This is a genomic window from Streptomyces sp. NPDC001914 (genome assembly GCF_042891215.1).
GTDB lineage: Bacteria > Actinomycetota > Actinomycetes > Streptomycetales > Streptomycetaceae > Streptomyces.
The window spans coordinates 306,896-319,428 of sequence record NZ_JBIASW010000002.1 but is presented as its reverse complement, the minus strand read 5'-3'; the positions used below and the strand labels follow the sequence as shown (position 1 = coordinate 319,428).

At 71.6% G+C, this 12,533-nt stretch carries 12 protein-coding genes; 4 read left to right on the top strand and 8 right to left on the bottom strand.

Annotated elements, in window-relative coordinates; all coding sequences use genetic code 11:
* Positions 1-52 precede the first annotated feature (52 nt).
* The 3 genes from ACFYYF_RS06510 to ACFYYF_RS06500 all read left to right on the top strand — a co-directional run bounded on the left by ACFYYF_RS06510 (position 53) and on the right by ACFYYF_RS06500 (position 2,386).
* Entirely contained in the window at positions 53-745 is a 693-nt protein-coding gene (locus tag ACFYYF_RS06510; RefSeq protein ID WP_388772064.1) for an MOSC domain-containing protein, read from the top strand.
* Positions 746-794: 49 nt separating this feature from the next.
* Positions 795-1,568, top strand: a complete 774-nt coding sequence (locus tag ACFYYF_RS06505; RefSeq protein WP_361676591.1) for an SDR family NAD(P)-dependent oxidoreductase — start codon at positions 795-797, stop codon at positions 1,566-1,568.
* Positions 1,569-1,678: 110 nt separating this feature from the next.
* Positions 1,679-2,386, top strand: a complete 708-nt coding sequence (locus tag ACFYYF_RS06500; RefSeq protein WP_361676594.1) for an ester cyclase — start codon at positions 1,679-1,681, stop codon at positions 2,384-2,386.
* 153 nt (positions 2,387-2,539) lie between these two features.
* Here the strand turns inward: ACFYYF_RS06500 and groL are convergent, their stop codons facing one another.
* The 4 genes from groL to ACFYYF_RS06480 form a co-directional block, all read right to left on the bottom strand.
* Positions 2,540-4,165 carry a chaperonin GroEL gene (gene groL, locus ACFYYF_RS06495; RefSeq protein ID WP_359026147.1) on the bottom strand — a complete coding sequence of 542 codons (1,626 nt, stop codon included), beginning with the start codon at positions 4,163-4,165 and terminating at the stop codon, positions 2,540-2,542.
* A 150-nt stretch (positions 4,166-4,315) separates the two neighbouring features.
* A complete protein-coding gene (groES, locus tag ACFYYF_RS06490) occupies positions 4,316-4,624 on the bottom strand; it encodes a co-chaperone GroES (protein WP_037626893.1) in 309 nt (102 codons plus the stop codon).
* Between the two features lie 314 nt (positions 4,625-4,938).
* Positions 4,939-5,691: a polysaccharide deacetylase family protein gene (locus tag ACFYYF_RS06485; RefSeq protein WP_388772061.1), complete on the bottom strand. Its 753-nt coding sequence runs from the start codon at positions 5,689-5,691 to the stop codon at positions 4,939-4,941.
* Positions 5,688-6,638: a polysaccharide deacetylase family protein gene (locus ACFYYF_RS06480; RefSeq protein WP_388772059.1), complete on the bottom strand. Its 951-nt coding sequence runs from the start codon at positions 6,636-6,638 to the stop codon at positions 5,688-5,690. Before ACFYYF_RS06480 ends, ACFYYF_RS06485 begins: the two co-directional genes overlap by 4 nt.
* Before the next feature lie 91 nt (positions 6,639-6,729).
* Between ACFYYF_RS06480 and ACFYYF_RS06475 the strand changes: the two genes are divergently transcribed.
* Positions 6,730-7,923: a methyltransferase domain-containing protein gene (locus ACFYYF_RS06475; RefSeq protein WP_388772057.1), complete on the top strand. Its 1,194-nt coding sequence runs from the start codon at positions 6,730-6,732 to the stop codon at positions 7,921-7,923.
* A gap of 147 nt (positions 7,924-8,070) precedes the next feature.
* Here the strand turns inward: ACFYYF_RS06475 and ACFYYF_RS06470 are convergent, their stop codons facing one another.
* From ACFYYF_RS06470 to ACFYYF_RS06455, 4 genes are all read right to left on the bottom strand, one after another.
* Positions 8,071-9,354: an RNA polymerase sigma factor gene (locus ACFYYF_RS06470; RefSeq protein ID WP_388772054.1), complete on the bottom strand. Its 1,284-nt coding sequence runs from the start codon at positions 9,352-9,354 to the stop codon at positions 8,071-8,073.
* Positions 9,355-9,398: 44 nt separating this feature from the next.
* Entirely contained in the window at positions 9,399-9,755 is a 357-nt protein-coding gene (locus ACFYYF_RS06465; RefSeq protein WP_361676608.1) for a YciI family protein, read from the bottom strand.
* A gap of 160 nt (positions 9,756-9,915) precedes the next feature.
* Entirely contained in the window at positions 9,916-11,292 is a 1,377-nt protein-coding gene (locus ACFYYF_RS06460; RefSeq protein WP_388772050.1) for an FG-GAP-like repeat-containing protein, read from the bottom strand.
* Between the two features lie 81 nt (positions 11,293-11,373).
* On the bottom strand, positions 11,374-12,441 hold the full coding sequence (locus tag ACFYYF_RS06455) for an LCP family protein (RefSeq protein WP_361676613.1): 1,068 nt from the start codon (positions 12,439-12,441) through the stop codon (positions 11,374-11,376).
* Positions 12,442-12,533: the final 92 nt, after the last annotated feature.

The following is a 12,533-nucleotide window of genomic DNA, read 5'->3' as shown; positions in this document are numbered from 1 at the left end:
CTGTGCCGAATATCGCGTCGACGCTTTGGTCGGTATCGCCTAGCTTGATGGCATGAAGCTTCTGTCGCTGAACGTGGGCCGGGCCCGGACCGTCCCGTACACGGACCACCCCGAGGGCGTCACCGGCATCGACAAGCAGCCGGTCGACGGCCCGGTCCGGGTGACGGCGCCGGGGCCCAAGGGGACCGGCGGGAGCGGGCTGGCCGACGACACCGTGTGCGACCTGCGGCACCACGGGGGCGACGACCAGGCGGTGTACGCGATGGCGCGCGAGGACCTGGACGACTGGGAGCGCGAACTCGGCCGGGCGCTGCCGAACGGCGTGTTCGGCGAGAACCTCACGACGCTCGGGCTCGACGTGTCCGGCGCGCTGATCGGCGAACGCTGGCGGATCGGTTCCGACGTCGTCCTGGAGGTCACCTGCGGGCGCATCCCGTGCCGCACCTTCCAGGAGCACCTCGGCGAGAAGCGCTGGGTCAGACGGTTCACGCTCCGGGGTGCGCCGGGCGCGTACCTGCGGGTGATCGAGCCCGGCGAGATCCGCTCCGGGGACCCGGTCGAGATCGTGCACCGGCCCGCCCACGACGTCACCGTCGCCCTCCAGTTCCGCGCCGCGACGACCGAACGGAAGCTGCTGCCACGGCTGTTGGCGGCGGGCGAGGCGCTGCACCCGGAGTCGCTGGCGTCGGCGCGGGAGTACGTGGCGAAGTACGGCGGACAGACCGGGGCGGCCGCCGCCGGGTGACCGGCCGCACCGGGGGGCGGGGGTCCGGGCCGGTCACTACCCTTGCGCCATGACAACGGCTCTGATTACGGGATCGACCGCGGGGATCGGTGCCGCCTTCGCGCGGCGGCTCGCGGCGGACGGGCACAACCTCGTGCTGGTGGCGCGGGACACCAAGCGGCTGCGGGAGCAGGCGACCGAGCTGCACGACCTCCACGGCATCGAGGCCGAGGTGCTCACCGCCGACCTGGCGACGGACGCGGGCATCGAGGAGGTCGCCGCCCGGCTGTCCGACCGCAAGAACCCGGTCGACCTGCTGGTCAACAACGCCGGCTTCGGCAACAAGGGCCGCTATCTGGACGTGTCGATGGCGGACGAGCTGAAGATGCTCAAGGTCCACTGCGAGGCGGTTCTCCGGCTGACGTCGGCGGCGACCGAGGCGATGCGGGAGCGCGGCCGGGGCGGGGTCGTCAACGTGGCGTCGGTGGCCGCGTTCGTGCCGCGGGGCACGTACGGGGCGTCGAAGGCGTGGGTCGTGCAGTTCACGCAGGGCGCGGCGAAGGATCTCGCGGGCAGCGGGGTCCGGCTGATGGCGCTGGCCCCGGGCTTCGTGCGCACCGAGTTCCACGAGCGGGCCGGGATGGGCACGGACAACATCCCGAACTGGATGTGGCTGGACGCCGACAAGCTGGTCGCGGCGGCGCTCGCCGATCTGGCCCGCGGCAGGACGCTGTCGGTCCCGGACCCGCGCTACAAGGTGCTGATGGGCGTGGTGAAGGTGACGCCGCGCGCGCTCCTGGGCGGGATCTCGTCGCGGACCGGGCGCAAGTACGGACCCGAGTGAACCGGGGCGCCCGGGCGGTCCGTTCGCGATGATCGCGCGGTGGGTGGTGTCGCCCCTCCGGTGGGAGAATCGAGGTGGATCAACCGGACCAGGGGGCCGGAGGCGGCGCCATGACATTCATGCAGTTGATTGACTGTAGAACCAGTCGGTTCGACGAGATGAACCGGCTGATGGACACGTGGGTCGAGAAGACCAAGGGGAAACGGACCGCGACGCACAGCGTCATCGGCAAGGACCGCTCCGACGCGAGTCACTTCGTGGAGATCGTGGAGTTCCCGTCGTACGAGGACGCGATGCGGAACTCGAAGCTCGCGGAGACCGACACGATCTTCCAGGAGATGGTGGCGCTCTGTGAGGGCATGCCGACGTTCACGGACCTCGACGTGGTGCGCGACGAGCAGCTCTACGCGGCGAACATCCGCGGCTTCTTCGAGATGCTGGGTGCTCCCGGGGAACTGCCGCCGCTCGACGGGCTGATGGCGGAGAGCTATCACGACCACGATCCCGCCAACGAGCAGGACACCATGGGGCTCGACGCGATACGGCGCGAGATGGAGATGTGGCGCGGCGGCTTCGACTTCACGTTCACCATCGACGACCAGATCGCCGAGGGCGACCGCGTCTGCTCGCGGTGGACCTGGAGCGGCACGCACACGGGTGACTTCATGGGGATCCCGGCGTCCGGGAAGCAGGTCTCCATGACCGGCACGACGATCTTCCGGTGCAACGAGGACGGAAAGATCGCCGAGGGCTGGTGGGAGTACGACCGGCTGGGCCTGATGGCGGATCTCGGCGCGCTGGACGCGATGGAGGGCTGAGGCCACTCCCGCACGGGGACGGTCCCGTGCAACGAGGCCGCTCCGCACGGGGATGGTCCCGCGGAACGCGAGAGGTCCCCGTTCCTCGTGGAACGGGGACCTCTTCACGACGTCACGCCCCGGGGGGCGTGTCCGCGCTCAGGGCGTCGGACGTCAGTGGGAGTGGCCGTGGCCGCCGTGGCCGGCGTCGGCCTCTTCCTCGGCCGGCTTCTCGACGACCAGGGTCTCGGTCGTCAGGAGCAGGGAGGCGATGGAGGCCGCGTTCTCCAGGGCGGAGCGGGTGACCTTGACCGGGTCGATGACGCCGGCCTTGACCAGGTCGCCGTACTCGCCGGTGGCGGCGTTGAAGCCCTGGCCCTTGTCGAGCTCGGCGACCTTGGAGGTGATGACGTAACCCTCGAGGCCGGAGTTCTCGGCGATCCAGCGCAGCGGCTCGACGGCGGCGCGGCGGACGACCGCGACACCCGTGGCCTCGTCGCCGGTCTTGTCGAGGTTGCCCTCGAGGACCTTGACGGCGTGGACGAGCGCGGAGCCACCACCGGAGACGATGCCCTCCTCGACCGCGGCGCGGGTCGCGGAGATGGCGTCCTCCAGACGGTGCTTCTTCTCCTTCAGCTCCACCTCGGTGGCGGCGCCGACCTTGATCACGCACACGCCGCCGGCCAGCTTCGCGAGGCGCTCCTGGAGCTTCTCGCGGTCCCAGTCGGAGTCGGTGTTCTCGATCTCGGCCTTGATCTGGTTGACGCGGCCGGCGACCTCGTCGCTGCTGCCGGCACCGTCGACGATCGTGGTGTCGTCCTTGGTGACGGTCACGCGGCGGGCGCTGCCGAGCACGTCCAGGCCGACCTGGTCGAGCTTGAGGCCGACCTCCTCGGCGATGACCTGACCACCGGTGAGGGTGGCGATGTCGCCGAGCATGGCCTTGCGGCGGTCACCGAAGCCGGGGGCCTTCACGGCGACGGCGTTGAACGTGCCGCGGATCTTGTTCACGACCAGGGTCGACAGGGCCTCGCCCTCGACGTCCTCGGCGATGATCAGCAGCGGCTTGGAGGCGTTCGACTGGATGACCTTCTCCAGCAGCGGCAGCAGGTCCTGGATGGAGCTGATCTTGCCCTGGTGGATGAGGATGTACGGGTCGTCGAGGACGGCCTCCATACGCTCCTGGTCGGACACCATGTACGGGGACAGGTAGCCCTTGTCGAAGGCCATGCCCTCGGTGAAGTCGAGCTCCAGACCGAAGGTGTTGGACTCCTCGACGGTGATGACACCGTCCTTGCCGACCTTGTCCATCGCCTCGGCGATGAGCTCGCCGACCTGCGGGTCCTGGGCGGACAGACCGGCGACGGCGGCGATGTCGGACTTCTCGTCGATCGGGCGCGCGGTGGCGAGGAGCTCGTCGGAGACCGCCTTGACGGCCGCGTCGATGCCCTTCTTCAGCAGCGCCGGGGAGGCACCCGCGGCGACGTTGCGCAGGCCCTCGCGCACGAGCGCCTGGGCGAGCACGGTGGCGGTGGTCGTACCGTCACCCGCGATGTCGTTGGTCTTGGTCGCCACCTCCTTCACGAGCTGCGCGCCGAGGTTCTCGAACGGGTCCTCGACCTCGACCTCACGGGCGATGGTCACACCGTCGTTGGTGATGGTGGGAGCGCCGAACTTCTTGTCGATGACGACGTTGCGACCCTTGGGGCCGATCGTCACCTTCACCGTGTCGGCAAGCTTGTTGACGCCGCGCTCAAGGGCGCGACGGGCGTCCTCGTCGAACTTCAGGATCTTCGCCATGGAAGCGGTTCAGCCCTCTCGGAAAATGTGGAGAACGAACCGCGCCCCCGGCGCCCGGCTGGAATATCGCGGGTGCCAGGGGCGTGGTTCACTGCAATGCTTGGTGCGGGGTCGCCCGGGGACGAACCCCGAACTCCCTTACCAGGTGAATTACTTCTCGATGATCGCGAGCACGTCGCGAGCCGAGAGGACGAGGTACTCCTCGCCGTTGTACTTCACCTCGGTGCCGCCGTACTTGCTGTAGAGAACGATGTCGCCGACGGCGACGTCGAGCTCGACACGCTTGCCGTCCTCGATGCGGCCCGGGCCCACGGCCAGGACGACGCCCTCCTGGGGCTTCTCCTTCGCCGTGTCGGGAATGACCAGGCCGGAGGCCGTGGTCTGCTCGGCGTCGAGCGGCTGGACCACGATGCGGTCCTCGAGCGGCTTGATGGCAACCTTGGAGCTGGCGGTCGTCACGATCCGACCTCCCCCTTCGGAGATCTCACGGGGTTAACTGTCTGAGGTGGCGACCAGGTCGATCCGTCGTCGCGGGTGCCGGACCTGCCCGTCGCTGTTGGCACTCTCCAGGGGGGAGTGCCAGACCTGAGACTATGACTGTGATTAGCACTCGGTCAAGCGGAGTGCCAAAGCCGTCCGGCGTGGCGTGGACCGGAAGGGGCGGGACCCCACCGAACGGGCGCACTCCGGAAGGGGCTCGCCGGTGCGAGTCCCTTGATGCCGGTCCGCCGCTCGGCGCCCCCGAAGGCCGTTCTCTCTCCCCCGGGTGCCCTCTAGAGGTAGTTCTCCAGCCGCGCCACGGTGAAGCCCTCGCGCTGGATCCTCCGGAGCAACCGGAGCGTGGCGTCCGTGAGACCGCCTTCGCCGGGGCCCGCGAGGATGTCGCCCGGCCGGAGCCGGTGCGCGTCGGCCGTCCTGCCGAGGACGATGGCGGCGACCCCGCAGTCGGCGGCGGCCCGCAGGGTGGTGTCGTCGTACCTGCCGTAGGGGGGTCGCAGCAGCCGGGGCCGGACGCCGAAGCGCCGTGCGAGCTTGTCCTGCTGTCCGCAGATCTCGGCGCGCTGGCCCGCGTAGGGCAGACCGCGCAGGGTGACGTGGTCGAGGGTGTGGTTCTGCAGGTTCGCGCCGACCGCGCGCAGCCGGGCGAGACGCCCGTATCCGGGGCCGGCGACCCGGTCCGTGAGGAACATGCTGACCGGCAGGCGCAGTTCGCGGACCATGTCGGCGAACCGCGGGTCGCGCTCCGCCCCGTCGTCGTACGTCAGGAAGACCACCTTGTCGCGGGTGCGCACCTGGGTCACGACGGGCGGCAGTCCCGTGTCCGCGGTGCGCGCGGTGCTCCGTACGGTCACGTCCGGCGCCGGGGTCAGGGGGCCGGCCAGACCCCAGCGGCGGTACGCCGACTGCGTCGGGTGGACTCGCTGGGCGGCCTTCTTGCCGAGGCGCTCGATGGGGTCGACGGACTGGGCGCAGCCGCTGAGCAGTGCCGCCACGAGCAGCCCGGCGGCCGGCGCGCGCAGCCTCACAGGTAGTCCTCCAGGCGTGCGACCGCGTATCCCTTGGCGGTGACCGTCCTGAGGAAGCGGCGGACCATCTCGGGCATGGTGCCCGTCCCTTGCTCGCGGCCCTGGAAGTGGGTGAGGACGATGTCGCCGGGGTGCAGGTCCTGGTCCTCCTCGCGGTACTCCCAGTGGTCGGCGAAGACTTCCTCGTTCCAGATGGGCGCGTACCTGATGCCGCAGGCCCTGGCGGCGCGCAGGGTGTCCTGGTCGTAGTTGCCGAACGGGGGGCGGAAGACGGTCGGGCGTCTGCCGAACTGCTTCTCCATCACGTCCTGCATGCCGCAGATCTCGCGCTTCTGCCGGGCGTAGGAGAGCGCCGGCAGATAGGGGTGGTGCAGCGTGTGGTTGTCGAGGGTGACGCCCCGGTCGCGCATCCGCCGGAAGTAGCCGTAGTCGTCCTTGACGAGGAAGTCGCTGAGGAAGGCGGTGTACGGGATCCTCAGGTCGCTCATCATCCGCAGGAACGCGGGGTCCTTCTGGGCGCCGTCGTCGACGGTGAGGAAGACGACCTTGTCCTTGGTGGGGACGGTCGTGAAGACCGGCGGCAGCCCCAGTTCCTTCTGGCCGTCGACCTCGAAGCCCTTGCGGGCCTCGATGACCGGCTTCCTGGCGGGCGGCGCCGGAGGCGTCAGCGGCACCGCCGTCAGGCCCCAGCGCCTGGCGACGGCGGCGCGCCGGACCTGTGCCGCCCGGAGCCGGGAGGCGTACGCGGCGAGGGCGCCGGCGGGGCCCTCCAGGTGTGCGGCCCGCGGGGCGTGGGCCCCTCCGGCGCCGCCGTCGGCTCCGGGTGCCGGGGCCGCGCCGGACCCGGCGCAGCCGGAGGCGAGGAGGGCGAGGGCGAGCACGCCGACTCCCCGGCGCACACCGGCCCCTCTTGCGCCGTTTTTATCATTTTGTCGTACGGGTCGCATGGAGCCGGATCCTCCCAGCTCACCTCCCGCGCGAGGGCCCCGACACCGCCGCCGGAAGCACACCGTCCACCGACTGGCCCACAATGGCCGGGTGAACGACGTCTCCTTCGCCCCCCTCCTCACCGCCGAGGGCCGCGCCCTGCTCGACGAGGTCCGCGCCACGGAACCGGCGCAGGAACTGGCCGTCGCCACCCGGCTGCGCCGCGAGCACCCGGCCGAACTGGTCTCGGCGGCCCTCGGTCAGGCACGCCTGCGGCAGCGGGCGGTGGCGAAGTTCGGCGCCGAGGACGCCGGACGGATGTTCTTCACCCCGAACGGGGTCGAGCAGTCCACCCGGACGAGCGTGGCCGTGCACCGCGCCGAGCGGCTGCGCGCGCTCGGCGTCCGCTCCGTCGCCGACCTGTGCTGCGGCATCGGCGGCGACGCCATCGCGCTGGCCCGCGCCGGAATCCGCGTCCTGGCCGTCGACCGCGATCCGCTGACGGCCGCCGCCGCCCGCGCGAACGCCGACGCGCTCGGACTCACGGACCTGATCGAGGTGCGCGAGAGCGACGTCACCGAGGTGGACACCGCCTCGTACGACGCCGTCTTCGTGGACCCGGCGCGCCGCGGCGGCCGCGGCCGGATCTTCGACCCCGAGGCGTACTCGCCGCCGCTGTCCTGGGCGGTCGCGGCGGCCCTGCGCGCCCCGGTCGCGGCGCTGAAGATCGCCCCCGGCATCCCGCACGAGGCGGTCCCGGCCGAGGCGGAGGCCGAGTGGATCTCGGACGGCGGGGACGTGAAGGAGGCGGTGCTCTGGTTCGGCACCGAACCCGGCCTGGTGCGCGCCACCCTGCTGCCGGGCCCGCGCGAGCTGCGCGGCCGCGGCCTGCCCGATCCCGGGGTCAGGCCGGTCGGGCGCTATCTGTACGAGCCGGACGGCGCCGTCATCCGCGCGCACCTGGTCGCCGAGGTGGCCGAGGACCTGGACGGCGGGCTGATCGACGAGACGATCGCCTACGTCACCGCGGACGCCCTGCGCCCGACGCCGTACGCCTCCGCGTACGAGATCACCGACCGGCTCCCCTTCAACGTCAAGAAGTTGAAGGCGCTGCTGCGGGAACGGGAGGTCGGTGTCCTGACCGTGAAGAAGCGCGGATCGGCCGTCGAGCCGGAGGAACTGCGCCGCAAGGTGAAGCCCCAGGGCCCGCACTCCGCGACGGTGTTCCTGACCCGGGTGGCGGGCGCACCGACCATGCTGGTGGGAGCACCCGCCAAGCCGTCCGCCGCTGCCGGCGGTCGCTGAGCGGACCGGGGTCCGGCCCGGCGACGGGCCGTGGTCCCGGGCCCGTCCGCACCACCGGTGCCCCCGCGGACGGCCCGGCGAGGGCGGACGAACCCGCTCGGGGCGGTGCGCCGATCACCCCGGGAACGGATCACCGCACGGGGAACCTCACGATTTCCGCGACTCGCGCGCCCGCGCCTCCAGCAGCGCGCGTTCCCGCTCGTTGCGCGCCAGCGCGGCCGCCCGCTCGAACTCCGCGCGTGCCTCCCGTGTACGTCCTAGGCGGGCGAGGAGGTCGCCGCGCACGCTCGGCAGCAAGTGGTAGTCGCGCAGGGCGGGTTCGTCGGCGAGGGCGTCGACGATGTCCAGGGCGGGGCCGGGGCCCTCGGCCATCGAGACGGCCACGGCCCGGTTCAGTTCGACCACGGGGGACGGGGAGCGGGCCGCCAGCAGGCCGTACAGGGTGGCGATCACGCCCCAGTCCGTGTCCTCGTAGGTGTAGGCCTGCGCGTGGCAGGCGGCGATGGCGGCCTGGAGCGCGTACGGTCCCGGACGGCCCGTCGCGACGGCGTTGGCCCGGCCGAGCGCGGTGAAGCCGCGGCGGATCAGCAGGCGGTTCCAGCGGCGGCGCTGCTGGTCCTTGAGGAGGACGGGCTCGCCGCCGGGCCCGGTGCGGGCGGCCGCCCGGGACTCCTGGAGCTCCAGCAGGGCGGCGAGGGCGTGCACCTCGCTCTCCTTGGGCATCAGCTCGGCGAGCACCCGGGCCAGCCGGAGCGCGTCCTCGCACAGCGCGGGGCGGAGCAGGTCGTCGCCCGCCGTGGCCGCGTACCCCTCGTTGAAGACGAGGTAGATGACCTCCAGCACGGATCCGAGCCGGGCTTCGCGCTCGGGCCCGTACGGGACCTCGAAATCCACGCCCTTCGCCGCCAGCGTCCGCTTGGCCCGCACGATCCGCTGGGCGACGGTCGCCTCCGGGACGAGGAAGGCGCGGGCGATCTCGGACGTCGTCAGACCGCCGAGGAGCCGCAGGGTGAGCGCGATGCGGGCCTCGGCGGACAGGACGGGATGGCAGGCGGTGAAGACCAGGCGCAGCAGGTCGTCGTCGATGTCGTCCGGATCGGCGGGTGCGTCGAGATGGTGCGGCGCGGACAGCGAGAGGTCCCGCCCGACCTCCTCCAGCTTGCGCGCGTACCGCTCACGGCGGCGTACGAGGTCGATCGCCCGGTGCTTGGCCGTGGCCGTCAGCCAGGCGCCGGGATTGTCCGGCACCCCGTCGCGCGGCCACTGCTCCAGCGCCGCGACCAGGGCGTCCTGCGCGAGTTCCTCCGCGATGCCGACGTCACGGACGATCCGGGCCACGCCCGCGATGATGCGGGGGGACTCGATGCGGTAGATGGTCTCGACGGCGGTGTCGACACCGCCGTCGGGTGCTCGGGTGGGCTGCTGTTCCACAACCCCCCATGAGACACCCACGGCGGCGCCGGGCCAAGGAGCGCTCAGCCCTCGGCGATCTCCCGCACCTCACAGGTGACCGTCCAGTGCTCCTCGTGGACCTTCAGGAAGCGCTTGGTCCACTCCAGGGCCTCGGCCATGTCCTTGCACTGCATGATCGCGTAGCCGCCGACGACCTCCTTGGACTCGGTGAAGGGCCCGTCGGTCACGGACAGTTCCCCGCCCACGTAGTGGACGCGCTTGCCCTGCGCGCTGGGTGTCAGGCCCTCGGTCTGGAGCATGACACCGGCCTTGGTGATCTCCTCGATCAGTTCGCCCATCCGCTGCATCAGTTCGGGGCTGGGGCCTTCGGCGGGTGCGGTGCGCTCGTCGATCTGGACCAGGGAGAGGTAGCGGGGCATGGTGACTCCTCGTGTCGGTGGTGTCTCGGAGGCGGGGCTTCTTCCCGCCTCTCACCAGTGCGTCGAACGGGGAGACCCCGGATCGACACCCACCCCGGAATTCTCCGGAAGATTTTTCCCGGGGCCCGTCCGTCCGGTGTTCGCGCAGGTCGGACGGCGGCTACCGGAGTACGGAACCGAAGGCGGCCTTGGCGTAGGGGGCCCCGAGCGTCCTCCCTCCCAGGACGAGGGCCCCGTCCGTGACGACGCCGGTCGCGGCGCCGCGCAGCAGCCACACGGCGCCGTTGCCCGCGTCCTCGTTCGCCGCGGAGGCGGCCAGGTCGGCGTGCCCGTCGTGGCCGACGTCGAGCAGGCGGACGGTGTGGCCGAAGCCGTCCCCCGGCTCGGACACTCCGGGGACCCCCTCGGTGTCCTGGGTGAACGCCCGGGCGTGCGCGCCGGTCAGTCCGGAGCGGCTGCCCCGCAGCACGTCGACGACACCGGTGGAGCCGTTCTCGCCGGGGGCACCGACCGCCACGTCGTCGATGCCGTCGCCGTCGACGTCACCGACCGCGATCGACGCGCCGAACATGTCGCCGGCCTCCCTGACGCCGGGCACGCCGGGCGTGTCCTGCGTGTACTCCTTCCAGCTGCTCTGGTCCTGGCTCGGCCCGCCGGCCGAGCCGGGGACCACGGTGATGGCGTCGCCGTAGCCGTATCCGCCGATCAGGTCGTCGTAGCCGTCGCCGTTGACGTCGCCGAGGGTGAGGACACCGTCGCCGGTCAGGTAGTAGCCGGTGAGCCGGGTGAGGCCGAAGAGGCCGCCCAGGTAGACCCGGCCGCAGTCGCCGCCCTCCCCGCAGTAGGCGGTGAGCGCCAGGTCGGCCCGGCCGTCGCCGTTGATGTCCCCGGCCGTGCCGTCGTGGACGTCGATGTACTGGAGGTGGTCGGGGTCGAGCGGGGCCGCGGCGGCCGGGGTGCCGGAGCGGGTGACGGGGCCCGTCCAGACCTCCGCGGTGGTGCCCCGCGGATCGTCGCCGCCCGTGTAACTGGCGCGGAAGACGGCGAGGTCGAGGTGTCCGTCGCCGTCGAAGTCACCGGTCTGCGTGTTGTTGCCGGGGACCGGGGTGCCGCCGGACAGACCCCGCGGACCGCCCCAGAGCACGACCGCGTCGGCACCGGCCGCACGGGTGCCGACGACGAGGTCCGAGTAACCGTCGCCGTCCAGGTCGCCCTTGGTCAGCTGGAGGCCGAACGTCTCGTAGGCGGTGGGGTCGCCGGGAACGCCGGCCGTGGCGCGGCTGACGATCGTGCGCCGGATGCCGGCGAGCCCGTGCGGGCCGCCGTACAGGACGGCCGCGTAACCCGCCCTGGTCCGGCCGCCGACGGTCGCGTTCGGGGCGCCGACGACCAGGTCGGCGTACCCGTCGCCGTTGAAGTCGTCGCGGACGGAGGCCGTCGTCGGCGACGCGGAGGCGGGAGGAACGGCGACGCCCAGTGCCGCGAGTCCCAGCGTCAGCGGGACCGCCCAACGGGCGTACGAACGTGCGGAGAACACCGGGAGGCTCCTTCGGCGCGTGAACATGTCACCGCACACGACCCTCCGGTCGCCCCGATGGTTGCCCCGGAGCCGGACCCGTCAGCGCAGGGACGCCCACAGCTTCCCGGCGGCCGGTTCGCGGGCCACCACCCGGTTGGGGTCGGACGGCGCCGTCGCCACCGGCATCATCACCGTCCTCACCTCGTCCGAGGACAGACCCTTCAGGCTCTGGCCCAGGTCCATCAGCTCCTTCAGGGAGTCGAGGCCGGTGTCCGTGGTCAGGCTGGAGGTGACCGCGTCGGCGACCTTGTAGAGCCTGGCGGGATCGGTGAGCAGGTCGGTGGCGGACATCTGCTCCAGCAGGGCCTTGACCAGCTTCTGCTGGAGACCTATCCGGCCGAGGTCGCTGCCGTCGCCTATGCCGTGCCGGGTGCGGGCCAGGGCGAGGGCCTGCTTGCCGCTCAGATGGTGGGTGCCGGCGGCGAGGTGCAGATGGCTCTTGTCGTCGTCGATGTCCTCGTCGGTGGTGACGGTGACCCCGCCGAGGGCGTTCACCAGCTTCGCGAAGCCCGCGAAGTCGATCTCCAGGTAGTGGTCCATCCGGACGTTCGTCATCGATTCGACCGTCTTCACGGCGCACACCGGACCGCCCACCGAGTAGGCGCTGTTGAACATGGCGCCGTACGTCACCGCGGTCGAGCCCCCGGAGGACAGCGGGCAGGACGGACGGGTGACCAGCGTGTCCCGGGGGATGCTGACGACGGTGGCCTTGGTGCGGCCCGCGTCGATGTGCACGACCATCGCCGTGTCGGAGCGCGCGCCGGAACTGTTCCCTCCGCCGAGCTTCGCGTTCGCCTCGCCGCTGCGCGAGTCCGAGCCCAGGACCAGGATGTTCAGGGCCTCGGTGGGCAGCGGGGACGGGGACGCCGAGGCGGAGGCGGACGCCGTGGCCGAGGGTGTCACCACCGCCTTGGCCGGGCGGTCGTCGCCGAGCGCGCTGTTGATGTCGACGCTCGCGATGTTGTGGTTCAGATGCCAGTACGCCCAGCCCGCGGTGCCGGTGCCCACCACCAGCAGTCCGGCCAGGGTGAGGCCGGCGGCCTTCAGCACCCGCGACCGCCGGCCTCGTCGTCTGTTCTCGTCGCCGTTCTCGTCATGTCCGGTCACGGACAGGAACGTAAGTGCGCTTTATTAGGGGACTGTTAGGGAAACAGACCCGGAACGATTTTCTTCGGAGAATCTCATCATTCTTACCCCGG